A 22,495-nucleotide genomic window follows, 5' to 3' on the forward strand; every position below is an offset into this window, starting at 1 on the left:
GGTCCCCCGCCCGGTGCCGGCATCGTGCCGGGGCAGCGCCCGCCGATGGACTCGCCGCCGCCGCCCGCACAGGAGCAGTCGAAGTTCGACAAGTTCAAGCCCGACGAGACCGGCACCGGTGCGCTGGAGATCAAGCCGGTCCGCACCGGCCGCGTGATCGTGATGGTGGTCGTGGGCTGCGCACTGCTGCTGGCGCTCGCCTTCGGTGTCCTGATCGGCGCGCAGAAGCTGCTCGGCGGCGATGAGGCCACCGCGACGTTCGGGGTCGGCGACTGCCTCAAGCAGTCCGGCGACGTCGCCGTCGCGGCCGCGTGCACCGAGCCGCAGACCTACAAGGTCGTCTCGGTCGCCGACAGCAAGGACCAGTGCGACAAGACGCAGCCGCACGTCACCGTCGACAGCAAGGTGCTGTGCCTGGCCCCGAACACCGCCGAGGGCGGTCAGCCGTCCACGGCTCCGTCGGAGCCCGCGGCCACGCCGACCCCGTGACGACGGCGTACCCGTAACGAGTGAAAGGCCCTGTGGCACTGACCACAGGGCCTTTTATCTCGCTCGCGTGACGTCACACCCGGGCAGCACACTGGCCGCATGTTGCGCGACGCCCTGCCCGCGAGGCCTGAAGCACGCCGGATGCTCGTCGGCACCCTCTTCTCCGCGCTGGGCCGAGGGCTGACGCTGCCGTTCCTGTTCATCTACCTGACCGAGGTGCGGCACCTGTCCGGCACCACGGTGGGCCTGCTCATCGGTTGGTTCGGCCTGCTCACCCTCGCGGTCGCGCCGCTGTCGGGCTCGCTGATCGACCGCTTCGGCGCGCGGCGGGTGGTGATGCCCGCGCTGCTCATCGAGGCGGTCGGCGTCGGCTCGCTGGCCTTGGTCGGCACCACCTGGCAGGCCGCTGTGGCGCTGACGCTGAGCGGCCTGGGCGCGTCGACGATCTGGGCCGGCATGAACACGGTCTTCACCTCGATCACCGGCGAGCAGGAGCGGCAGCGGGTCTTCGGCCTCCAGTTCGCCCTGCTCAACCTGGGCATCGGCATCGGCTCGGCGACCGCGGGCAGCATCGTGGACACCGCCCGGCCGGGCACCTTCCAACTGATCTACGTGCTGGACATGTTCTGCTACGCCGGGCCGTTCCTGATCCTGCTCTCCATGCCGAAGGTGGGCCGGCGGCTGGTCGAGACGCCGACCCTGACCGAGAGCGGCCGCAAGCGGGGATACGGCGAGGTGCTGCGCCACAAGCCGTTCCGCCGCCTGATGATCTTCAGTGTGCTGCTGACCGTGTCCGGATACGCGCAGCTGGAGGTGGGCTTCACCGGCTTCGCGACCAAGGTCGCGGGCGTCACCCCGCAGATCATCGGCTACTCGTTCACCGCCAACACCATCGTGATCGTGCTGGCGCAGTTGCTGGTCATCAAGAAGCTGCAGGGCCGCAGCCGCAGCCGGGCGCTGGCCGCGGTCGGCGGCGTGTTCGGCACGGCCTGGCTGGTGCTCGGCCTGGCCGGCTACATCGACGGCAGCAACATGGTGCTCAGCGCCGCGATCGTGATCCTGTTCGGCGCGATCTTCGCGGTCGGCGAGACGATGCTCTCCCCGGTCAGCCCCGCCCTGGTCAACGTGCTCGCGACGGACGAGCTGCGCGGTCGCTACAACGCGCTGTCCTCGATGGTGTGGGGCATGTCCGCGATCGTCGCCCCGGTCAGCGCCGGCCCGCTGCTCGGCGCAGGGCTCGGCGGCGTGTGGATCGTCCTGGTCGCCACGGGCACGCTCGCCGCGTCGCTGGTGGCCCTGTCGCTGCACAAGCTGATCACGCCGGAGCAGGACGGCCGCACCGTCGCCGCCGCGCCGGGTGTGCTGGAGCCGGCCCCGGCCTGATCGCGCGGCGGTAGGCCACGTCACCACCCCGCCCCTGCGCCGACGGTCCCATGATCGGGCAGAATGGCGGTATGCGGGTACGGGCGCCGGAGCTGCGCGGACGAGGCTGGTTGAACACCGGCGGCAAGGATCTCAAGCTGGCCGACCTGCGCGGCCGGATCGTGATCCTGGACTTCTGGACCTTCTGCTGCATCAACTGCCTGCACGTGCTCGACGAGCTGCGCCCGCTCGAGGAGAAGTACGCCGACGTGCTGGTGATCATCGGGGTGCACTCGCCGAAGTTCGAGCACGAGCGCGACGCGGCCGCGCTGGCCGCCGCGGTGGAGCGCTACGGCGTGGACCACCCGGTGCTCGACGACCCGGACATGGACATGTGGCAGCAGTACGCCGCCAAGGCCTGGCCGACGCTCTCGGTGATCGACCCCGAGGGTTACGTCGTGGCGAACATGGCCGGCGAGGGCCACGCCGAAGGGCTGCGCCGCCTGCTGGACGAGCTGATCGCCGTGCACGAGGCGAAGGGCACCCTGCACCGCGGCGACGGCCCGTTCGTGCCCCCGCCGCCGAGCGACACCCTGCTGCGTTTCCCCGGCAAGGCGCTGCCGCTGCCCGACGGCACCGTGCTCGTCTCCGACTCGGCCCGGCACAGCCTCGCCGTCCTCGACCAGGACCTGTCGGCGGTGCGCCGCCGCGTAGGCTCCGGCGGGCGCGGTCGCGCCGACGGCGGCCCGGCCGAGGCGAGCTTCTCCGAACCTCAGGGCATGTGCCTGCTGCCCGCCGACGTCGCGGCGCTCGTCGGCTACGACGTCGTCGTCGCGGACACGGTGAACCACCTGCTGCGCGGCGTACGACTGAGCGACCTGGCCGTGACGACGGTGGCCGGCACCGGCCGGCAGTGGCGGTCGAGCCTGGACGACCACGCCCACGACGCCCGGTCCATGGACCTGTCCTCGCCGTGGGACGTCGCCTGGTACGACGGCAAGGTGATCGTCGCCATGGCGGGCACGCACACGCTGTGGTGGTTCGACCCGGTGAAGCGGACCGTCGGCCTGTACGCGGGCACCACCGTCGAGGCGCTGCGCGACGGCGCGCTGGACCAGGTGTGGATGGCCCAGCCGTCCGGCCTGTCCGCCTCGCCCGACGGGCGCAGGCTGTGGCTGGCCGACTCGGAGACCAGCGCGCTGCGCTGGATCGAGGACGGGCAGATGCACACCGCGGTCGGGCAGGGCCTGTTCGACTTCGGGCACGTCGACGGACCGGCCGACCAGGCGCTGCTGCAGCACCCGCTGGGTGTGTGCGCGCTGCCGGACGGCTCGGTGCTGATCGCGGACACGTACAACGGCGCGGTCCGGCGCTGGCAGGACGGCACGGTGTCCACCGTGGACAGCGGCCTGGCCGAGCCCAGCGACGTGGTGCTCGACGCGGACGGCAGCGTGATCGTGGTCGAGTCGGCCGCGCACCGGCTGGTCCGGCTCGCCCCTGGCGCGGCCGGCGTGGTCGACGGCGGCCGGCACAAGGTCGAGCGGCCCCCGTCGCCGCTGGCCCCGGGCACGGTCACGCTGGACGTCATCTTCACCCCCGCGCCGGGCCAGAAGCTCGACCGCAGCTTCGGCGACCCGACCCGGCTGGAGGTGTCTGCCTCCCCCGCCGAGCTGCTGCTGGAGGGCGCCGGGGTGACCACGGACCTGTCCCGCACGCTGGTCCTCAACCCGGCCGTGCCGCAGGGCGTGCTCCAGGTCGTGGCGCAGGCGGCGACCTGCGACGAAGACGCCGAGTTCGCGGCCTGCCACCTCACCCGCCAGGACTGGGGCGTGCCCGTCGTCATCACCCCCGACGCCCCCGACCGCCTCCCCCTGATCCTCCGCGGCCTCGACTCCTGACCCACCCGGCGAAACTCTGAAGCAGTCGCGCCTTCGCCCGCCCGCTGTGGGCGCATCTCTTCAAAAGTTGCGGCGGTCAGGGCAGGAAGGGGCGGAGGGGGACGTCGGCGTACTGGAGGGCTTCGCGGACGGCGCGGGCCAGGGCGACCGCGCCCGGGGTGTCGCCGTGCAGGCAGATCGAGTCGACGGCGTGCGGCAGCACCGTGCCGTCGAGGGCGATGACCCGCTGGTCCACCGCCATCAGCAGGGCGCGGGCCACCACCTCCTCCTGGTCGGTGATGACCGCGCCGGGCTTGGTACGCGGCAGCAGGGTGCCGTCGGCCCGGTAGGCGCGATCGGCGAAGCCCTCCGCGTAGACGGGCACGACCGCGTCCCCGGCAGCGGTGGCCAGCGGCGAGCCGGGCGCGCACAGCACCGGCAGGCCGGTCGCCTGCGCCGCCTCGACGATGGCGTCGATGTGCGCGGTCGCGTGGTAGAGCGCGCCGTGGGGTTTGAGGTATCGCACCCGGACACCCTCGGCCGCGGCCAGCGCCTGCAGCGCCCCGACCTGGTAGATGATCTCGTCGCGGAGCTGGTCGAGGTCGTACTCGATGAATCTGCGGCCGAAGCCGGCCAGGTCGCGGTAGCCGACCTGCGCGCCCACCGCGACGCCCTGCCTGGCGGCCAGTCCGCAGGTGCGGCGCATGGTCGCCGCGTCCCCGGCGTGGAAGCCGCAGGCGACGTTGGCGCTGGTCACCAGGTCGAGCAGGGCCTCGTCGTCCCCGAGTTCCCAGCGGCCGAAACCCTCACCGAGATCAGCGTTGAGATCCATAGAGGAACACAGTAGTGCCTGGACGCGCCTGCGCGAGCAGCCCGAGATCGGCGGGGTGCACGACCCCGACGACCGGGTATCCGCCGGTGGTCGGGTGGTCGGCGAGGAACACCAGCGGCCGGCCGTCGCCGGGCACCTGGATCGCCCCGGCGAGCAGCCCTTCGCTGGGCAGTTCCCCGGTCACGGCCCGGGTCAGCGGCGGCCCGTCCAGCCGCACCCCGATCCGGTCGCCCTGCCCGGCCGTGTACGCAGTGCGCAGCAGCTCACCCGGGTCGGCGAACCAGTCGTCCCGTGGCCCGAAGCGCACCCGCAAGCGGATCTCCTCGGCGGGCGCGGACACCGGCACGAAGTCGACCCCGAGCGGTCCACCGCTGCTCCCGCCCCCGCCGCCTTGCACCGCCGGGCCCTGCCGTCCAGAACCGGCCGGACCCACGAGCACTGTCGTGTCCTGCCTTCCGGTCGCTGCCGCACGGTGGGACGGCCCGCCGGGCGGCGCCTGGGCATCGCCGATGCCCGCCTGGCCGACCGGAAGCACCTGCCCCGCGCGCAGCGGTTCAGGTCCGATGCCGGAGAGCGTGTCGGTGCTGCGCGACCCGAGCACCGGCGGGACGGCGATGCCGCCCGACACGGCGAGATAGCTGCGAATACCGTGGCGCGGCGGTCCGATCTCGACGCGCGAACCTGCGGGCAGCCCGAACGCGACCCCGTAGGGCACCGGGCGGCCGTCGACGGCCAGCGGCGCGGGCGCGCCGGTGAGCGCGCACCAGACGGACACGTGCGCCCGCAGGACCGCACCGCCGTAGGTGAGTTCGATCGCGGCGCAGCTCTCGGGGTTGCCGACAAGGCGGTTGGCCAGCCGCAGCGCCTCCGGGTCGAGCGCGCCCGACCGGGACACGCCGAGTTCGGCATAACCGAGGCGGCCCAGGTCCTGCACGGTGGCCAGCGGGCCCGGCTTCAGCACCTCAAGCATCGACAAACCTCACGACCGTCCCGGGCGCGAGCAGCGCGGGCGGGTCGCGGTCGAGGTCGAACAGGACCAGCTCGGTGCGGCCCACCAGCTGCCAGCCGCCGGGCGAGCTGCGTGGATAGATTCCGGCGTACGGCCCTGCGAGCGCCACCGAGCCCGCCGGCACCCTGGCCCGCGGGCTGGCCAGCCGGGGCAGCCACCGTCGCTCGGGCAGCCCGGTCAGGTAGCCGAATCCGGGCGCGAACCCGCAGAACGCGACCGTGAACTCGGTCTCCCGGAGCACCTGCGCCGGATCGACCCGCCACGCCGCCGCGACGGCGTCGTGGTCGGGCCCGTCCCAGTGCACCGGAACGTCCACGCGCGACGGTGGCCCGGACGGTGCGGCCTCGGGTGCGAGGTCCGCCCAGCGCGGCTCGCCCCGCACCCCGCGCAGCAGCACCGTGCGCGCCGCGGGCACGATCTCCTCGCAGGTCAGCTCGCCGCGCTCGCGGGCGGCGCGCAGCGCGCGGAACCACGCCGCCGGGTCGTCGACCTCCAGCAGCAGCGAGTCCCAGCCGTACTTCCGGACCAGCACGACGCAGATGTTACCGGCCTCACGCGCCTAGGCTACGCATGAGTAACCTACGGTGCCGTAGCCTAGGGGCATGACCGACACGGCCGCCCCGCGACGTCTGCGCCCCGTCGACATCGGCAAGCCACGGATGCGTGGCTGGCTGCACGCGTACGCCTTCTTCGTCGCCCTGGTCTGCGGCGTCGTACTGGTGTCCATCGCCGCGTTCCGGCCCGGCGGCATGCCTGTGGCCAGCGTGGCGGTCTACAGCCTCACCGTGTGCGGGCTGTTCGGCGTCAGCGGGCTCTACCACCGGCGAGTCTGGAGCGAGCGCGGCTACCAGCTCATGCGGCGGCTCGACCACGCCATGATCTTCATCTTCATCGCGGGCACGTACACCCCGTTCTGCCTGCTTCTGCTGCCGTCCGGCAAGGCCGCGCTGCTGCTGGCCCTGGTCTGGGCGGGCGCGCTGGGCGGGGCTGCCATGTCGCTGATCTGGCCGCACGCGCCGCGCTGGGTCTCCGCGCCGCTCTACCTGGCCCTGGGCTGGGTCGCCGTCGCCGTGCTGCCCGACATCCTGCACAACGGCGGCGTCACCGCTCTGGTCCTGCTGATCGTCGGCGGCCTGGCCTACAGCGTCGGCGCGGTCTTCTACGCACTCCGCCGCCCCAACCCGTGGCCCGAGGTCTTCGGCCACCACGAGTTCTTCCACGCCTGCACCCTGCTCGCCGCCATTTCCCACCACATCGCCATCTACTTCGCCCTCTTCGCCTGATCCCCACCCCGACCACCGCCCGCCCCGCCATCGCCCCTGCCGCAACTCTTGAAGAGTCGCGGCCGAAGACACGTGCGGTGGGCGCGACTCTTTAAGAGTTGCGGCAGGTGAGCGGCCCGGCGCGGCGAATGGCCGGCGCCGAGGCGTGGGGTCAGGCGCGGGCGGTGTGGGCGGCGATGAGTTTGGCGGTGGTGGTGTCGGGCCAGTCGGTTTCGGGCTGGTGGACGGCCAGGCCGCAGGTGCGCAGGCCGTCGGAGTCGACCTCGCCGCCGCCCGCGTCGAGCTGCGCGGAGAGCTGGGAGATGGTCGGGTTGTGCCCGATGACCAGGACCGTGCGGAACTCGGGTTCCACTTCCCGGATGAGGGCGAGCAGCTCGTCGGGCGAGCCTTCGTACAGCCGGCGTTCGTAGCGGACCACCGGCGACCCGGCGCCGGCCAGCGCAACCGCGACCGAGTGCCAGGTCTGGCGGGTGCGCCTGGCCGGCGAGCAGAGCACGAGGTCGGGCACGTAGCCGTGGTTGACCATCCAGGCCCCGGCCGCGGCGGCGTCGGCATGACCGCGGTCGGTCAGCGGGCGGTCGGTGTCGGCCAGCCCCGCAGGGCGGTCGGCCTTGGCGTGACGCAGCAGCACCAGGGTGCGTGGGCGCGTTCCGGCGCCGGACAGCGGGGCCATGTGCTCAGCTTGCCGCAAGCGTGACGGTTGCGCATCCCAACTTCGGTGATAACCGCCCGGCACCCGGCTGACCGGCGCAGACGGGAACGGCGCCCCCGCGTGAGGAGGGGCGCCGTTCACCTATTCGTGGGATGGGTGCGGGGCGCGGCCGGGGCCGCCCCCCGTGGGGTCAGAAGGAGGCCTCGTCCAGGTCCATCGCGTCGAGCGTGGCCAGCTCGACGATGCGCCGGTCGGAGCCCAGCCGTGGCAGCACCTCGCGCGAGAAGAAGCGCGCGGTGGCCACGACACCGGTGTAGAACGCCTGGTCGGTGCCCGGCTCGCCGGACAGCTTGCGCAGCGCGACCTCGGCGCGGCGCAGCAGCAGCCAGCCGACGACCAGGTCGCCGATGGCGAGCAGCAGGCGGCGCGAGTGCAGGCCGACCTTGTACAGCGCCCGCGGGTCGTCGCCCTGCGACTCGGCCAGCCAGCCGGTGAACGTGCCGAGCATGGCCTGCACGTCACCGAGGGCGGCGGCCAGGGACGCGCGCTCCTCCTTGAGCTGGCCGTTGCCGGCCTCGTTGGTGAGGAACTCCTGGATCTCGCCGGCGACCGACATCAGGGCCCGGCCGTTGTCCCGCACGATCTTGCGGAACACCAGGTCGAGGCTCTGGATCGCGGTGGTGCCCTCGTACAGGGAGTCGATCTTCGCGTCGCGGACGTACTGCTCCAGCGGGTAGTCCTGCAGGAAGCCCGAACCGCCGAAGGTCTGCAGCGACTCGGAGCCGAGCAGCTCGAACGCGCGCTCGGAGCCGCAGCCCTTGACCAGCGGCAGCAGGAAGTCGTTGATCTTCGAGGCCCGCTTGGCGGCCTTCTCGTCACCGGCGGCGGTGGCGATGGAGACCCGGTCCTGCCAGTACGCCGTGTACGCGACCAGCGCGCGCAGGCCCTCGGCGTACGACTTCTGCAGCAGCAGCGAGCGGCGTACGTCCGGGTGGTGGGTGATGGCGACGCGCGGCGCGGTCTTGTCCGTCATCTTCAGCAGGTCGGCGCCCTGCACGCGCTCCTTGGCGTAGGACAGCGCGTTGAGGTAACCGGTCGACAGCGTCGCGATGGCCTTGGTGCCGACCATCATCCGGGCGTTCTCGATGATCAGGAACATCTGCCGGATGCCCTCGTGCACCTCGCCGACGAGCCAGCCCTTGGCCGGGACGCCGTGGCCGCCGAAGGTGGTCTCGCAGGTCGTGGAGACCTTGATGCCCATCTTGTGCTCGACGTTGGTGACGAAGACGCCGTTGCGCTCGCCCAGCTCGCCGGTCTCGGCGTCGAAGTGGAACTTCGGCACGACGAACAGCGACAGGCCCTTGGTGCCCGCCGCGTGGCCCTCGGGCCGTGCCAGCACGTAGTGGATGATGTTGTCGGACATGTCGTGCTCGGCCGAGGTGATGAACCGCTTCACGCCCTCGATGTGCCAGGAGCCGTCGTCCTGCTTGACCGCCTTGGTGCGGCCCGCGCCCACGTCCGAGCCCGCGTCGGGCTCGGTGAGCACCATCGTCGAGCCCCACTTCTTGTCGACGAACAGCTCGGCCCACTTCTTCTGCTCGTCGGTGCCCTCCAGGAAGAGCACGTGCGCGAACGAGGGGCCGGAGCCGAACATCCAGACCGGCGCGTTCGAGCCCAGCACCAGCTCGGCGAAGGCCCAGGTCAGGGTGCGCGGGGCGGAGCTGCCGCCGAGGGCGGGCGGCAGGTCCAGGCGCCAGAACTCCGAGTCCATCCAGGTCCGGAAGGACTGCTTGAAGCTCTCCGGCATGGTCACGGTGTAGTTCGCCGGGTCGTACACCGGAGGATTGCGGTCGGCGTCGGCGTAGCTCGCGGCCAGGTCGACGCGCGCCATGCGGTCGATCTCGCTCAGCACGCTGCGCGCGGTGTCCGCGTCGACCTCGGCGAAGGGGCCCTCGCCGAAGGGCGTGTCGAAGACCTCGAACAGGTTGAACTCAAGATCCCGCAAGTTGCTCTGGTAGTGGCTCATTCTTCCCGCCCTCAGCGCATTCAGTTACCGACCAGTAAGTACGACTCTATTACTCGTCAGTAACCATCGGCAAGCGAACTGCCGAGAAGTTCACATCACAACCAGGTGAAATCCCCCACCCTTCATCGCACCGCCGCGCGAACCGCCGGGGGACATAGTGAATAAAACGGACACATGCAAGGCACCACGCCGGGGTGCCGCAACCTAACCGCATCGACGTCGTTCTTCCGGGTGACGCGCGGGCACCCTCGCCCCGCCGACCACAGGGGAGGAAGAAAGATGATCGAGAACCTGCGCAAGCTGATGTTCGAGCCGCGCTACCCGATCCGCTACATCGGCCGCCACCGCGCCCCGAGCGTGCTGCCCTCGCTGACGCTGGCCGTGCGCCGCAGCCGCACGACCTCGGTCGCCTAGTTCGTCGCGCCGAGTTCCCAGCTCGGCACCGGCGCCAGGGTCGGCTGCGACGGGCCCGCGTACTCCATCAGGATCAGCGCGATGTCGTCGTCCAGCCGGTTGTGCACCCATTCCAGCAGCGCCGACTCGACCGAGGCCAGACCGTCGCCGACGGTGCCGTGGCCGAGCAGCTTCCACGCCCGCTCGGTGATCGGGAAGAATTCGCCGTCGCGCCGCGCCTCGGCCAGACCGTCGGTCAGCAGCAGCAGCCGGTCACCGGGCTCGAGCCGCTCCACGCGGCTGCGCACCACCGGCATGAAACCCAGCGGTGGCGCCGGCGAGGGCGGATCAAGGGTGATCACCTCGCCGCGCCGGATCAGGATCGGCGCGGGGTGGCCGCAGTTGACGATCGTCAGCGTGCCGCCGCGCTCCTCGACCAGGCACGCGGTGACGAAGTCCTCGTCGCCCACACTGCGGGCCACGGCCCGGTCCAGGTCGGCGACGATCGCGCGCAGGTCGGCCCGTTCGAAGGCGACATGGCGGTACGAGCCCAGCACGATGCTCGCCGTTCGGACCGCGTCCAGGCCCTTGCCCCGCACGTCACCGATGATCATGCGGACGCCGTACGGGGTGTCCAGCGCCTCGTACAGGTCGCCGCCGATGTCGGCCGCAGCGGTCGCGGAGATGTACCGGCCGGCCACCGCCAGCGTGCCCACCTTCGGGCCGAGCGGCCGCAGCACCGCCTGCTGCGCGATGGTCGCGAGCTTGGCCAGCTCGGCGATGCGCTCGGCCTGCCGCTGCCGGACCACCGCCACCAGCGCCGCGATGCCGGTCGCCAGACCGATGCCGATGACGTTGATGAACGCGGACAGGTCGTCCTGGCTCATGCCGAAGAAGGCGAAGACGGTGCCGACCGCCGTCGCGACGCCGCCGGCGAGCAGCACCGCCTGCCACGGCGCGAACACCGCGGCAAGGAAGGGCACGGTCGCCATCAGGCCGACGAAGCGCGCCTCGCGGCCGTCTGCCAGCTCCACCGCGCTGATCAAGAAGAGCAACACGAAGGCCGCGCCGAGTCCGGCGCGGAATCCAGGGCTTAGCGGGCGGCCGCCCGACAGGACAAGTGGAATGCGTACGGCAACCAGCATGCCTGATCAACTCCGCCACACCGCTCAGATTGTCTCGTCGGCGGACCGCATTCTGTACGGTCGGACGAGACGCTCTTTCACGATTTTTCAGAAACTGTTTGGCTGGTTTTGGAAACAGGCAGCTGGCACCGGATCTCCGTCGAACGGAGGCACGACGGCCCTCAGGCGGTCGGCCAGGTGCGCCAGTCGAGATACGAGCGGGACGCCGTCGCTCCCTGATACCGCGAGCCGTTGACGCTGGAGCCGTGCTGGTGCTGCTTGCCCTTCAGCCGCCGCGGCCCACCCGAACGGCCGGAATTCTGCACTCCCGCGCAGGCCACAAGGGCTTCTTCGGACATCGATCACCCGATAGGGGACGCACCGCGTGTCTCGATGGCGCACTAGAACATGTGTTCGATAAAGTCCACCCCATGGCAACCTGGACCGAATTCGCCGCCGCCACACCGTGGCTGGCCTCGTCGATCCGTGCCCTGCTGCACCAGTACGGGCCGGGCATGGGCTACCTGGCGACCGTACGGGCCGACGGCGGGCCACGGGTGCACCCCGTCTCCCCCATCGTCACCGACGAGGGTCTCTACTGCTTCGTGATCGACTCACCGAAGCGGCGCGACCTCGAACGCGACGGGCGCTACGCCCTGCACGCCTTCCCCGCCGAGGACAGCGACGTCGAGGCGTACGTCAGCGGCCGGGCCCACCCCGTCACCAGCATCGCCACCGTCGAGCACCTCGCCCGCCGGCACCGGGCCGCGCCCACCCTCGACTGGCGGCTCTACGAGCTCACCGTCGAGTCGGCGCTGCTGCACCGGCACGAGGCGGGGGCCTACCCGAACACCTGGCGCGACCCGGCGGCGGGCAAGAACGGGCCGGCGTACGAACGCCGGCCCCGCAAACCGTTCCTGCAGCTCGTGGCCGCGTAGGCGAAGACGGCGGCGAACTGCCGCGGTTACCTACGTGCACGCGACCCGTGACGTCAGGTACAGTGGTGGCCGCTCGCGGGTGTAGTTCAATGGCAGAACATCAGCTTCCCAAGCTGACAGTGAGGGTTCGATTCCCTTCACCCGCTCCACGCGAAAGCCCAGGTCGGAAGCAATTCCGAGCCTGGGCTTTCGTTTACCCCAGCGTCCGCGATGATCCGGCGGGCCACCGAATCGTCGTGGCTCCGACGCCGCATCTCGCGAGGCAGCCGCGTCGAGCACCCGCTGGATCAGCTGGGTGGTCGAGATTCCTTCCGTACGCCGCACGTAAGTGAGTCTGCCGGCGGCTGCAGCGGGTCCGTATACGAACTCGGCCGCCTCGGGCGACAAGTCGTCGCCGTGTACCACGGTGGTGATCCCGTGCTCGGCAAGAAACCCTTCGGTCACCTGGAACGGGGCGTCCACGATGACCTCATCGACGTACCTGCACGACTCGATCACGGCGACACGCTCGGCAAGGGTCATGACGGGACGACGCTTGTAGGAGGCTGCGGTGTCGTCCGACAACACGCCGACGACCAGCCAGTCACCATGGCGGCGCGCCTCCCGGAGGAGCGAGACATGGCCCGCGTGGAACAGGTCTCCCACCATGTCGACGTAGACCCGCGATATGCCGGCCGCACGCACGTCTGGGTTCTCCACAACAATTCACCCTCTCCCACACCAGTTGCGGTCGCTTGCCGTTCTACCGGACGAAACCTGCGAGGAGCGCGCACCGGCAGGGCCACCGGACGATACTGGCCCCGTGCTTACCGACAAAGAATTCGACGTCGCCGCGTCGATGCTCACCGGCCGGCTGGAGGAAGGCGCATCCCTCAACGATGTGATCAACTTCCTGCGCAGCGAGGGTTTCGGACAGATCGACTCGATGAAGTTGCTCACGCATGCGGCCGGCCTCAGCCTGACCGAGGCAAAGCAGACCATCGACGCCAGTCCGGCGTGGCAGGACCGACGCGAGTCGAACGAAGCCCTCCGCCGTGATCTTTGGGAGGCAGCTCAGGCGGTGGTGGACACCGCGGATCCTGCCGCCACAGCCGAGCCGTCCACGGGCCATCAGCCGGTGTGAAAGCGAGGTCGTCCAGGCCATCGAGACATCCGAGGTGATCGACCATGCCCGTCCCCTGGCGTGACAGCGCCGACGCGTTCGCCGAGGTCTTACGGCGGCACCGCGTCGAGCCTGCGGCGGTTGCGGACGTGGCGGCCGCCTGGCAGGCGTTCACAGAGTTCTTGCAGATCGAAGTAAGCGGAACCGACGCCGACGGCGATGCCGATGGCTTCATCGTGCAGTGGGGCCGCTACCAGTGGACCGACAAGCTGCCGACGCTGACCTTCACTCGGCAGCTCGCGATCGCCACCGACAGAGACGATGACCCGTACCCGGTGTACTGGCAGCTCAGCCTGGAGATGTGCTTCGGCGACCACGCCGAGCTGGCCGGTGTGGAGGCGCTGAACACCCGGAACACCGGCTTCAGCTTCAGCGTCGTCGGGCCGGACCGGCTTGCCGATCTTGCTGAGGCGCGGGCCGAAGTCGACCAGTACCGACAACTGCGGGCCATGTGGCGGATGAGACCCGCCAGCAGCAGGCTGACCTTCGAAGCGGCCTGCTGATCTGCTCTCGCTGCCGCTCTACCTGTCCTGCTGCCGGCGCACCATCTCGGTGATCCAGATGGGGGCGAAGGGGGACGTGCAGTTCGGTGGGGTCGGGTAGTCCTTGAGGACCTCCAGCCGCTCGCCGATGTCGAGGGCGCGGGCGCGGTGCTCGGGGTGCTCGATCCCGAGCTGGGCCAGGCAGTGGTTCATCGCCCACTGCAGGCGGTCCGGGGCGTCCTTCATCTCCGCCTCGATGGCATCGAGCAGCCCGGCCAGGTCGAGGCCCTCGGGCTTCTTCGCCACGCGTTCGGTGGTCAGCGCCCAACCGGCGCTGGCGACCACGGGATCCGGGTCGGCGAACCAGGCGACCCGCAGCTCTTCGGCGTTCGGGTTCTTCTTCACCACATAGTTCACGAGCCAGTCGTGCACCTTCGGCGTGCGCGCGTCGCGCAGCATGGCGTCCAGGTCGGCGCGCTCGAACGCCTTCGGGCGGCAGATCAGCAACGCCAGCAGCCGCGCCGCAGTGTCGCCGGTGTCCCAGAGCCGCCGGGCGAGTTCCTGCTGCGTCTTCAGCCGCTTCGCGACCTCGCGCAGCTTGCCGAGGTTCACCCCGTGATCGTCGCCGTGCTTCTCGTTCACCTGGCGGACCTTCGGGTCCTCCAGCGCCGCCAGCTCCGCCATCACCTCGGCCACCGTCGTCTCGGCCACCTCAGTCTCCTCTCCGCCGCGGATGGGCTCCAGGCTACGAGGAAAGCACGTTCCACCAGGTGGTCGGCAAGCGCATGGGGCAGGCTGCCGCATTCGTCCTCAGGCCGGGGCTCGTCAGCCGCCTGCCGGTGTGGAGTTGTCGTGGCAGTAGGGGGTGGTGGGCACCCCGGGTGGCGCGGTGTCCGTGAGGAAGCCGAGCGCGAACATCGCCACGAGGGCGACCATGCCGAGGATCGCGCCGAGCGCGAAGTTGCGGGACTCCGCCGAGTCGGTCGTGAAGAACGTGGACACGGCACCCATGAACAGGATGGCGCAGGGAACCACGGCGAGGCACGCGGCGCTGAGATACCACGCCCGTGCGCAGTTGCCGAACTGTGCAGGTTGCAGCAGGAACATCAGCGCGGCCGGCGACAGTCCGACCAGGACACCCATACCTCTGCGCAGCCACTTCGACGCCCCCATTTCGGGGACGCTACGACATTCCGGCCGATTCGTGGGGGCGGCTGTCAGGCCACGGACGCCTCCAGGGCCGCCCGGATCCGGTGGAACTCCGCCTCGATCTGGGCGGCGGGCTTCTTGTAGGTGAACACCACGATCCCGACGACGGTGTCCGTGGCCCAGCCGCATACCGGGAAGTCGGCCCCACCGCCGTCGGCCAGGCCGCACTCGATCTCGGCGGCCGCACCGACCGCCTCGACCTTGACGGTCGAACCCATGGTCAACCCGGGATTACGTCGATCGGGGACGGGGCGCAGCGACTCGAACGCCGTGACCGCCGGTTCTGCCACTGACGGCGCGCAACCGGCACCCAGGGCAACGATCGCGCTGAGGGCTGCGGCGCGTACGCCGGTCCGGAGGATGGCGCGGGTCATGGCTGCTCCGATCACGAGAGGTGGCCGGAGCGTACGGGAGATCGATCGCCGATGTGCTCCCCCGCCCGGCTCAGCCTGCGAGCACCTCGGACAGGGTGGCCGGTTCGAGGCCGCGCTCGGCGAGCCCCTTGAGGATGTGCGGCAGGGCTTCGTCGGTGAACTGGGCGTTGGCCTCGGTGACGTGCAGGATGATCACGGAACCGGGCTTGACCTTCTTGAGCACCGCGTTCACGATCGGGCGCCAGTCCGTGGCGAAGGGGTCGCCGCTGACGACATCGCCGTCGACGACGGTGAGGCCGAGCGAGGACATGGCGCGCAGCGCCGCCCGGTCGTGGCACAGGCCGGGGAAGCGGAAGTAGCGGGTCTGGCGTCCGCCGTACCGCTCGATGATTTTGAAGGTCTTCGCGACGTCCTCAGTCATCGCGGCCGGCGGGATGCGCGGCAGGGTGTAGCAGTCGGCGGTGAATGCCTGGTGGCCGTAGGTGTGGTTGGCCAGTTCGAAGCGGGGGTTGCCGGCGAGGCGCTCGGTCAGCGCGGGGTAGCGCTGCACCCATTTGCCGGTCAGGAAGAAGGTGGCCGGGATCTTGTCGTGCTCCAGCATCTCGATGATCCGGACGTTGGCGTACGACTTGACGCGGCCGTTCTTGAGCTGGGCCAGCATGCTGTCGGTCATGTCCGCGTCGAAGGTGAGCGCGACGAGGTTGCCGGTGCGCGGCCCGTGGTTCACCACCGGCGGCAGCAGACCGGGTTTGGTCTGACCGGGCCGCCCCGGCCGGGCGCTCGGCGACGGGGATGGGTTCGGCGTCACCGACGGCACCGGCGTGGGCGATGCGGTGGCGCTGCCTGCGGGTACGGCCACGAAGGCCGGTTTATCCGTTTTTGCACCGCATGCGGTCAGTAGGAAGACTGCAGCAAGCAGTGCGGGTACAGCCGAGGGGAGGCGCACGCGGCAATGATCGCAGCAAGCGGGCCGTCCGCGCCGCCCCTCCCCGGAACTCAGCGCAGCAGGCTGCTCGCGATCTCGCGGCCCTGCGGGGTCCACGGCGCGGGGCGGCCGGTGCGGTCCATCTTGACCATGACCCGGCGGCCGTCGGCGAAGACGGTGCCGCCGTCCTCGGACAGGAAACGGAAGCCGTAGACGGCGCTGGTATCGCCCATGCTGTCCAGCCAGAAGTGGACCAGAATCGGTCCGGTGCCGCGTACCGGAGCGTGGTAGGTGATGGTGAACTCGCGCACCGCGGCGATCATGTCGGGGCTGCTCGGCACGCCGTCGCGGAAGCCGTAGCCGTGCTCGGCCCAGAACTCCGACATGGCCCGCTCCAGGATCAGGGCGTAGCGGGCGTTGTGCATGATGCCGACGATGTCGAGGTCGTCGATGTGGACGACAGCCCGGCGGACCGTGCCGGTGGTGGTGTCGAGGGTGGCGGTGGTCATGTCGGGCCTTTCAGTCGTACGGCAGCAGGTCGGGGTCGGTGGCGAGGCCGCGCAGGCGGGCGAGCACGGCCTGGCGGGCGTCGTCGAGGCTGCGCTCCAGCAGGCGCGAGTGCAGCAGCGCGGCGACACCGGCCGCGTCGACCTCGAAGGCCAGCCGCCGGGCGACCGTGTCGGCGGGCAGTTCGCCCAGCTCGACGGCCTCGGTGACGAGACGCTCCAGCAACGTGATCCACTCCGCGAGCACCACGGCGAGCCGGTCGGGCACGACGCCCGTGCGGCCGGTCGACTCGAACTCGGCGATGGCGAAGAAGCAGCCGCCGGGGAGCACCCGCTCGCTGTAGAAGGCCAGGCGCGACTCGTGCAGCGCGAACAGGCGGCGCAGCCCGCGGGGTCGGTCCAGGGCCGGGCCGACGACGCGGCGGGCCCACTGGTTGCGGGCGTGTTCGATCGCGGCGAGCTGCAGTTCCTCCTTGGAGGACCAGTGCGCGAAGAGCCCTGACTTGCTGACGTGCAACCGGTCGGCGAGCTGGCCCAGCGACAGGCCGTCGAGCCCGGCCTCGCTGGCCAGCGCCACGGCGGCGTCGAGCACCGTGGTGCGGGTGCGCTCGCCGCGGGCCAGCCGCCCGTCCGTTCCGGTCATGGAGCCAGGCTATTAAGAAGACCGATCGGTCGTACGGTTTTGTGAGGCGACTCACGGATTTGCGCTCGTCGCCGCAGCTCAGCCAGGCCGTGCTGATGGGAAGGGCACCTTCTACAACGCGGAGCGTTGTGAAGGTGCCCTTCCTTTCCTCAAGGGACGACGAGGGTGAGGTGGCGGGTGCCGGTGGCGATGGTGATGCGCTGGCCCCAGGCCAGGACCAGGTGGTCCGATTCGACGCCGTCGGCGAAGGCGACCAGGCGTTCGCTCTCGCTGGTCAGGGTCAGGCGCTGGCCGGAGCCGACGCGGCCCGCGGTGAGGCGTGCTCCGGTGGCGGGTGAGGGCCAGGCCTCGCGGACGAACCAGCACAGCTCGGACGCGTCCGGGCCGGGCAGGGTGTTCGCAAGGTCCCGCATCAGGGCCACCGACGCGCACCAGCCGGTGGCGCCCGTGCCGGTGCCGACCAGCACGCCTGAGGACGAGTGCCGTTCCTGCTCGCCCTGCGGTGTGGTGAGCAGGTAGCGGGAGGACTGGTGGGTCTGGTGGCCGATGTAGATCTCGTTGAGGCCGGCGAGCTGCTGGCCGTCGTCGAGCGTGGCCACGGCCATCGCGCGCGACTGCGTGGCGGCACGTCCGGCGAGCACCGCGGGCAGCAGGCCTGCCACGTCGCGGGCGGCGAACCGGGCCAGCACCCCGGGGTTGCGTTCGGGCTCGGGGTTCACGCCGAGCACCGGCTGCCCGGCGAGGTACTTCGCTGCGTTCGCGACCAGCCCGTCCTGCCCGACGGTGACCACGATGTCCTCCGGCGCGAACAGGAAGCGGGACAGGTCGTCGCGGTGCACCTGCCCGCGCCGCCAGTCCGCCGGCAGCGCCGCGCTGACCGTGGCCAGCGCCGCCTCCTGCGCTGCGTGCCGTGCCTCCACCTCGGCGATCTCCCTCCCCCGTTCCTTCAGGAAGTACGCCGCGGCGGCGCGCGTGCCGTGCCGACCCAGCAGCTCGTCGAGCTCACTGCGCCGGGAGACCACCACCACCCGTGGGGCCAGCGTCGCGCTCATGCCTCCTCCTCGCTCCGCTCGTCGTCAGCACGAGGACCAGCCAACATGATTCGCTCGCTTCGCTCGCTCATGCCTCCTCCTCGCTCCGCTCGTCGTCAGCACGAGGACCAGCCAACATGATTCGCTCGCTCATGGCTCCTCCTCGCTCCGACCGCTCAGCGGTCCGACGGGCCCGCGCCGAAGCGCGAGAGCAGGCCGGTGATGACGTCGGGCGTGACGGTGAGCTGGCCGATCTCCGGGAGCTGGCCGGCGAGTTCGCGCAGCGCCAGGCCCTGCAGCACCGCCGGCGGCAGGTCCCGGTACGCGGCGAGCTTGGCGGCCTCGGCCTCGCCCTGGGCGACACCGAGTGCCCGCACACCGGCGGCCTTGGCCTCGGCGAGCAACTGCTCCTTCTCCGCCTCGGCGGCGTTGAGCAGCTTCTCGCGCTCGGCCTTGCCCTGTGCCTCGACGAGCTGGGCGGCGGCGACGAGCTCGGCCTTGCGGCGGGTGTTCGCGCCGTTCTGCTCGACGAGCTGCTGCTCGCGCCGAGCCAGCTCGATCTTGTTCTGGAGTTCGTTCTCGGCGATGCCGCGCTCCTGCTCGACAGCCTGCGCCCGGCGGGCGAAGGTGGCCCGGTCGGCCTCCACCTGCACCGCTTCCCGCGTCGGGGTCTGCAGCGCGCGCTCCAGCTCCGGCTCCGGCCGGATCGCCACCACGCGGGCACTGACCACCTGGACGCCCAGGTCGGTCAGGCGCGGCTCGGCGCCCAGCGCGGCCGACACCGCCTCGCGCACCGCGGCGACCTCGCTCAGCGCCTCGGCCAGCGGCAGCCGGGTCAGCAGGTCCAGCGCGGGCTGCTGGGCCAGCTCGGCCAGCAGGGTGGCGATCTGGTCGAGCGGCCGGGCCCGCGCGGTGCCGAGGTAGGGGTCGATCGAGAAGTCCAGCCGGCCGACGGCGACGGCGGGGTCGGCCACCCGGTAGGTCACCGTGGCCTGCACGGTGACGTCGGTGAAGTCGCTGGTGCGGGCGTGGAACAGCAGCGGCAGCTCGCGGTCGTCGACCGGCACCTCGCTGAGCACGGCGGTCAGCGGCCGGTACCAGAAGGCCAGGCCGATGCCCTCCCGCTTGGCCCGGCCGCGGACGCTGTGGCGCACCCAGTTCGTCGGCGTGCTGCGCAGGTGGCGCAGGAAGAAGCGCTTGGACACGTCAGCCATCGTGATCGTTCTCCTTCGGAGGATTCCCCGGTCCCTTTTTCGTCAAGATGACGATAAGCTTCGTGATACATTCTCGTCAAGGTGGTGATAAATCAGGTGGCCGACTATCCAGCGTTCTCCGTCACAGCCGATCTGGTGGTGCTGACGGTGCAGGACAACGAGATGCGCGTCCTGCTGGTGCGCCGGGGCATCGAGCCCTACCGAGGGCAGTGGGCGCTGCCGGGCGGTTTCGTGCTGCCCGACGAGGACCTCGACGCGGCCGCCGCCCGCGAGCTGCGCGAGGAGACCGGACTGACCGCCCCGGTGGGCCACTTGGAACAGCTGGCCAGTTACGGCGCGCCCGGACGGGACCCGCGCGGCCGGGTGGTGACCGTGGCCTACCTGGCGCTGCTGCCGCACCTGCCCGCCCCGGTCGCGGGCAGCGACGCGGAGGGCGCGGCCTGGACGGCGCTACCGGTCCCGGAGCTGGCGTTCGATCACGCGCGCATCCTGGCCGACGGAGTGGAGCGCGCCCGCGCCAAGCTGGAGTACTCCCCGCTGGCGACGGCGTTCTGCCCACCGGAGTTCACCATCAGCGAGCTGCGCGAGGTCTACGAGACGGTGTGGGGCGCCCGGCTCGACCCCCGCAACTTCCACCGCAAGGTGACTGGCACGCCAGGCTTCATCGAGCCCGTCGGCCGCAGCATCGCCGCCGAACGCGGCCGCCCGGCCCAACTCTTCCGCCGCGGCCCCGCCCGCCTCCTCCACCCACCCATGCTCCGCCCCACCCCCTGACCCCCGCCGCCCCTCACGCACAACTCTTAAAAAGTCGCGGCCTCAGAGGGCGTCTGAGGCCGCGACTTTTTAAGAGTTGTGCGTGAGGCCGGGCCGGAGGGCCGGGTGGGAGGGGGTCAGGAGGAGGGGCGGCCGAAGCTGTGGATGGGGGCGGCGTCCATGCGGCGCATGGCGATGGGTTTGCCCGTCTGGGAGGCGTGGACGATCCAGCCGTTGCCGGCGTACATGCCGACGTGGTGCAGGTCGCTGTAGTAGAAGACGAGGTCGCCGGGTTTGAGGTCGGCGCGGCTGACCGATTTGACGGCGGCGCGCTGGGATCGGGCGTTGTGCGGCAGGGAGACGCCCGCCTGGGCCCAGGCGGCCTTGGTCAGGCCGGAGCAGTCGAACGTGCTCGGGCCGTCGTCGCCCCAGCCGTACATCTTGCCGATCTGGCGGCAGGCGAACTGGACCGCCTTGGCGGCCGGACCGCCTGGGTACGCCGTCGGGCAGGGCACGGGGGCGAGCGCGCCGGTGCCGGCACCGCTGCCGTACGCCTGGAGCCGCAGCTTGTTCAGCTTCGTGATCTCCGCCTCGATGGCCTTGGTCCGCGTCCCCTGCTCCGCCTCGGTCTTGGCGAGCTGCGCGATGGTCTCGTCCAGCGGCTGCTTCACCGCGTCCAATGCCGCCTTGGCGGTGAGGGTGTCGGCGATGCGTGCCTTCTTGTCGTGGGCGAGCTGGTCGAGCACGACGAGCCGCTTCGCCATGACACTGGCGTCACCGCTGCTGAGGAACGCGTTGACCTGGGCCAGGGTGCCGCCGCGGTAGAGCTGGTCGGCCAGCACGCCGATGCGCGTCCGGGTGGCCTGCACCTGCAGCTCCAGCGGCGCGAGCTGCGCCTCCAGTTCGGCGGCCTTCTTGCGCTGCTTGGCCAGCTTCGCCTTGGTGGCGTTGTGCTCCTCGATGACCGGTTCGAGCTTGGTCCACTGCTCGTCGATCTGCTTCTCGATCTCGGCGGGGGTCGGTGCCGCGTGGGCCTGTGCCGCGGGCGCGAGCAGGCCCAGCAGGACGACGCCGACCGTCAGCAGGCCGCGGCGTATTCGTGGTGCGCTGGGAAGCCCCGCGTGGGGCCGATTATGGCTACACACGGGGATTCACGTTAGGCAAGACCGTTACAAGAACGCAATTCCGTCGATGTCGTCGCGTGTCACCAGGGCGTCTATCCGATCGCGACGAACAGGTCGTCGAGCGTGCCGTGGAACTGGTCGTTGTTCGGGGCGACACCCTTGCCGCCGATCCGCAGCGGGGCGTCGTTGGAGATGTTCAGGTCGGCCGGGATGGCGGCCTCGCCCTGCGCCACGCCGTCCACGGTGATGCGCAGGACTGCCCCGTCACGTGCGCATTCGACGGTGTGCCAGTTCCCGTCGGCGATCCCCTGCCTCGCCTGCGCGACGTGGATGACGTTCTTGCCGTTCTGCGGGCCGGCCACGACACAGGAGGGCATGCCCTTGGCGCCGTCGACCTGGAGCTTGAACTGCGTGCCGAACTGCGAGTAGCCCTTCTGCAGCACGTTCGCGCCCTTGGCCGTCTCCTCGGGGGCCATCAGCACCGCCGCGCCCCAGCGGAACGCCCGCAGGCCGGGGTTGAGGGCCGGGTTCGCGCCTGCGTCGAGGATCGCGCGCGGGCACTGCTTGTCGTCCTTGCTCGCGCACGGGCCGGGGAAACGCACCGCGAAGTCGCCGTCGCGCGGCACCAGAGAGACGTCGCCGCCGGTCTGGCTCTCCTCGCGCACGGTGAGGGTCCCGGCGTCCGAGCCGACCACGCGCGCCTGCTCCAGGCCGTTCGCGAAGTCGAACACCACACCCTCGCCGATGGCCGGGGCGGACGGGCTCGGCGCGGCCGCGCTCGGGCTGGGCGCCGCGGACGGCGACGCCGGGGTCGCGGTCGGAGGCTCGGGCTCGTCACCGGTCAGTTGCACCACGAGGACCGTGGCGACCACGGCCAGTAGCACCAGTCCGGCAATGATCGCGGGCCATTTGAATCGCATTCGCTCATATTTACCAGAGCGGCGCCATCCCCGGACACCCGGTGAACAGCCGTAGCACCTGGCGGAACGGCCCACCCGAACGATGAAGGATAGTTTCATATTGGCAACGTGTATTGGTAACTATTGACTAACCGTACGGCCGAGGGCAGGGTGACCGCATCGGACAC

The 22,495-nt window shown here is 70.9% G+C and carries 26 protein-coding genes, 1 tRNA gene and 1 pseudogene; 10 read left to right on the forward strand and 18 right to left on the reverse strand.

The features are described 5' to 3' along the window. From ACFQO7_RS35225 to ACFQO7_RS35235, 3 genes are all read left to right on the forward strand, one after another. The coding region (locus ACFQO7_RS35225; protein ID WP_417281911.1) for an LppU/SCO3897 family protein at positions 1-489 on the forward strand (489 nt) is incomplete at its 5' end. Positions 490-588: 99 nt separating this feature from the next. Continuing rightward, a complete protein-coding gene (locus ACFQO7_RS35230) occupies positions 589-1,872 on the forward strand; it encodes an MFS transporter (protein WP_376810458.1) in 1,284 nt (427 codons plus the stop codon). A gap of 71 nt (positions 1,873-1,943) precedes the next feature. Further along, positions 1,944-3,749, forward strand: coding sequence for an NHL domain-containing thioredoxin family protein (locus tag ACFQO7_RS35235; protein ID WP_376810459.1), 1,806 nt, complete (start codon positions 1,944-1,946; stop codon positions 3,747-3,749). 76 nt (positions 3,750-3,825) lie between these two features. Here the strand turns inward: ACFQO7_RS35235 and ACFQO7_RS35240 are convergent, their stop codons facing one another. The 3 genes from ACFQO7_RS35240 to ACFQO7_RS35250 are packed head-to-tail and all read right to left on the reverse strand — an operon-like array spanning position 3,826 to position 6,101. Further along, entirely contained in the window at positions 3,826-4,560 is a 735-nt protein-coding gene (locus tag ACFQO7_RS35240) for a LamB/YcsF family protein (RefSeq protein ID WP_376810460.1), read from the reverse strand. After that, the gene (locus tag ACFQO7_RS35245) at positions 4,544-5,530 is read right to left on the reverse strand and encodes a 5-oxoprolinase subunit C family protein (protein ID WP_376810461.1); all 987 of its coding nucleotides are present in this window, start codon (positions 5,528-5,530) and stop codon (positions 4,544-4,546) included. Before ACFQO7_RS35245 ends, ACFQO7_RS35240 begins: the two co-directional genes overlap by 17 nt. Next, positions 5,523-6,101 carry a 5-oxoprolinase subunit B family protein gene (locus tag ACFQO7_RS35250; protein ID WP_376810462.1) on the reverse strand — a complete coding sequence of 193 codons (579 nt, stop codon included), beginning with the start codon at positions 6,099-6,101 and terminating at the stop codon, positions 5,523-5,525. Before ACFQO7_RS35250 ends, ACFQO7_RS35245 begins: the two co-directional genes overlap by 8 nt. Before the next feature lie 70 nt (positions 6,102-6,171). Between ACFQO7_RS35250 and trhA the strand changes: the two genes are divergently transcribed. Further along, entirely contained in the window at positions 6,172-6,852 is a 681-nt protein-coding gene (trhA, locus tag ACFQO7_RS35255; protein WP_376810463.1) for a PAQR family membrane homeostasis protein TrhA, read from the forward strand. Positions 6,853-7,003: 151 nt separating this feature from the next. Here the strand turns inward: trhA and ACFQO7_RS35260 are convergent, their stop codons facing one another. Both ACFQO7_RS35260 and ACFQO7_RS35265 read right to left on the reverse strand, forming a co-directional pair. Then, positions 7,004-7,516 carry a SixA phosphatase family protein gene (locus ACFQO7_RS35260; protein ID WP_360524152.1) on the reverse strand — a complete coding sequence of 171 codons (513 nt, stop codon included), beginning with the start codon at positions 7,514-7,516 and terminating at the stop codon, positions 7,004-7,006. A 178-nt stretch (positions 7,517-7,694) separates the two neighbouring features. Continuing rightward, a complete protein-coding gene (locus ACFQO7_RS35265) occupies positions 7,695-9,530 on the reverse strand; it encodes an acyl-CoA dehydrogenase (protein ID WP_376810464.1) in 1,836 nt (611 codons plus the stop codon). A 279-nt stretch (positions 9,531-9,809) separates the two neighbouring features. Here ACFQO7_RS35265 and ACFQO7_RS35270 point away from each other — a divergent pair, with 279 nt between their 5' ends. Next, on the forward strand, positions 9,810-9,944 hold the full coding sequence (locus tag ACFQO7_RS35270; protein WP_376810465.1) for a hypothetical protein: 135 nt from the start codon (positions 9,810-9,812) through the stop codon (positions 9,942-9,944). On the opposite strand, the gene ACFQO7_RS35275 is transcribed toward ACFQO7_RS35270, so the two are convergent. Both ACFQO7_RS35275 and ACFQO7_RS35280 read right to left on the reverse strand, forming a co-directional pair. After that, positions 9,941-11,068 (reverse strand): PP2C family protein-serine/threonine phosphatase, encoded by a 1,128-nt coding sequence (locus ACFQO7_RS35275; protein WP_360523689.1) that lies wholly within the window; start codon positions 11,066-11,068, stop codon positions 9,941-9,943. The two genes, ACFQO7_RS35270 and ACFQO7_RS35275, sit on opposite strands and share 4 nt — an antisense overlap. Before the next feature lie 161 nt (positions 11,069-11,229). Next, positions 11,230-11,406, reverse strand: a complete 177-nt coding sequence (locus ACFQO7_RS35280) for a hypothetical protein (protein WP_376810466.1) — start codon at positions 11,404-11,406, stop codon at positions 11,230-11,232. A 72-nt stretch (positions 11,407-11,478) separates the two neighbouring features. Here ACFQO7_RS35280 and ACFQO7_RS35285 point away from each other — a divergent pair, with 72 nt between their 5' ends. After that, positions 11,479-11,985: a pyridoxamine 5'-phosphate oxidase family protein gene (locus tag ACFQO7_RS35285; RefSeq protein WP_376810467.1), complete on the forward strand. Its 507-nt coding sequence runs from the start codon at positions 11,479-11,481 to the stop codon at positions 11,983-11,985. A 75-nt stretch (positions 11,986-12,060) separates the two neighbouring features. After that, positions 12,061-12,134, forward strand: a tRNA-Gly gene (locus ACFQO7_RS35290). A gap of 142 nt (positions 12,135-12,276) precedes the next feature. On the opposite strand, the pseudogene ACFQO7_RS35295 reads toward ACFQO7_RS35290, so the two are convergent. Next, positions 12,277-12,684 (reverse strand): annotated as a pseudogene (locus tag ACFQO7_RS35295) (adenylyltransferase/cytidyltransferase family protein); the annotation flags it as partial. Positions 12,685-12,787: 103 nt separating this feature from the next. Here ACFQO7_RS35295 and ACFQO7_RS35300 point away from each other — a divergent pair. Together ACFQO7_RS35300 and ACFQO7_RS35305 are read left to right on the forward strand one after the other, a co-directional pair. After that, a complete protein-coding gene (locus ACFQO7_RS35300; RefSeq protein ID WP_376810468.1) occupies positions 12,788-13,108 on the forward strand; it encodes a hypothetical protein in 321 nt (106 codons plus the stop codon). Between the two features lie 128 nt (positions 13,109-13,236). Beyond that, positions 13,237-13,650: a hypothetical protein gene (locus tag ACFQO7_RS35305; protein ID WP_376810469.1), complete on the forward strand. Its 414-nt coding sequence runs from the start codon at positions 13,237-13,239 to the stop codon at positions 13,648-13,650. Between the two features lie 18 nt (positions 13,651-13,668). Here the strand turns inward: ACFQO7_RS35305 and ACFQO7_RS35310 are convergent, their stop codons facing one another. The 8 genes from ACFQO7_RS35310 to ACFQO7_RS35345 form a co-directional block, all read right to left on the reverse strand. Then, positions 13,669-14,340 (reverse strand): DNA alkylation repair protein, encoded by a 672-nt coding sequence (locus tag ACFQO7_RS35310; RefSeq protein WP_376810470.1) that lies wholly within the window; start codon positions 14,338-14,340, stop codon positions 13,669-13,671. A 114-nt stretch (positions 14,341-14,454) separates the two neighbouring features. Continuing rightward, a complete protein-coding gene (locus tag ACFQO7_RS35315) occupies positions 14,455-14,802 on the reverse strand; it encodes a hypothetical protein (protein ID WP_376810471.1) in 348 nt (115 codons plus the stop codon). Between the two features lie 44 nt (positions 14,803-14,846). Further along, on the reverse strand, positions 14,847-15,212 hold the full coding sequence (locus ACFQO7_RS35320) for a hypothetical protein (RefSeq protein WP_376810472.1): 366 nt from the start codon (positions 15,210-15,212) through the stop codon (positions 14,847-14,849). Between the two features lie 70 nt (positions 15,213-15,282). Then, positions 15,283-16,071: a polysaccharide deacetylase family protein gene (locus ACFQO7_RS35325; RefSeq protein ID WP_376810473.1), complete on the reverse strand. Its 789-nt coding sequence runs from the start codon at positions 16,069-16,071 to the stop codon at positions 15,283-15,285. Between the two features lie 137 nt (positions 16,072-16,208). After that, entirely contained in the window at positions 16,209-16,646 is a 438-nt protein-coding gene (locus ACFQO7_RS35330) for an acyl-CoA thioesterase (RefSeq protein ID WP_376810474.1), read from the reverse strand. A gap of 10 nt (positions 16,647-16,656) precedes the next feature. Then, positions 16,657-17,286 (reverse strand): TetR family transcriptional regulator C-terminal domain-containing protein, encoded by a 630-nt coding sequence (locus ACFQO7_RS35335; protein WP_376810475.1) that lies wholly within the window; start codon positions 17,284-17,286, stop codon positions 16,657-16,659. A gap of 149 nt (positions 17,287-17,435) precedes the next feature. Continuing rightward, positions 17,436-18,338 carry a diacylglycerol kinase catalytic domain-containing protein gene (locus ACFQO7_RS35340; protein WP_376810476.1) on the reverse strand — a complete coding sequence of 301 codons (903 nt, stop codon included), beginning with the start codon at positions 18,336-18,338 and terminating at the stop codon, positions 17,436-17,438. Between the two features lie 155 nt (positions 18,339-18,493). Beyond that, on the reverse strand, positions 18,494-19,531 hold the full coding sequence (locus ACFQO7_RS35345; protein WP_376810477.1) for an SPFH domain-containing protein: 1,038 nt from the start codon (positions 19,529-19,531) through the stop codon (positions 18,494-18,496). A gap of 96 nt (positions 19,532-19,627) precedes the next feature. Here ACFQO7_RS35345 and ACFQO7_RS35350 point away from each other — a divergent pair, with 96 nt between their 5' ends. Next, positions 19,628-20,305, forward strand: a complete 678-nt coding sequence (locus tag ACFQO7_RS35350; protein WP_376810478.1) for an NUDIX hydrolase — start codon at positions 19,628-19,630, stop codon at positions 20,303-20,305. Between the two features lie 116 nt (positions 20,306-20,421). Here the strand turns inward: ACFQO7_RS35350 and ACFQO7_RS35355 are convergent, their stop codons facing one another. Both ACFQO7_RS35355 and ACFQO7_RS35360 read right to left on the reverse strand, forming a co-directional pair. Beyond that, a complete protein-coding gene (locus ACFQO7_RS35355) occupies positions 20,422-21,429 on the reverse strand; it encodes a C40 family peptidase (protein WP_376810479.1) in 1,008 nt (335 codons plus the stop codon). Between the two features lie 71 nt (positions 21,430-21,500). Continuing rightward, positions 21,501-22,328, reverse strand: a complete 828-nt coding sequence (locus ACFQO7_RS35360; protein ID WP_376810480.1) for a LamG-like jellyroll fold domain-containing protein — start codon at positions 22,326-22,328, stop codon at positions 21,501-21,503. Between the last annotated feature and the right edge of the window lie 167 nt (positions 22,329-22,495).

This window comes from Catellatospora aurea, assembly GCF_042663325.1.
GTDB lineage: Bacteria > Actinomycetota > Actinomycetes > Mycobacteriales > Micromonosporaceae > Catellatospora > Catellatospora aurea.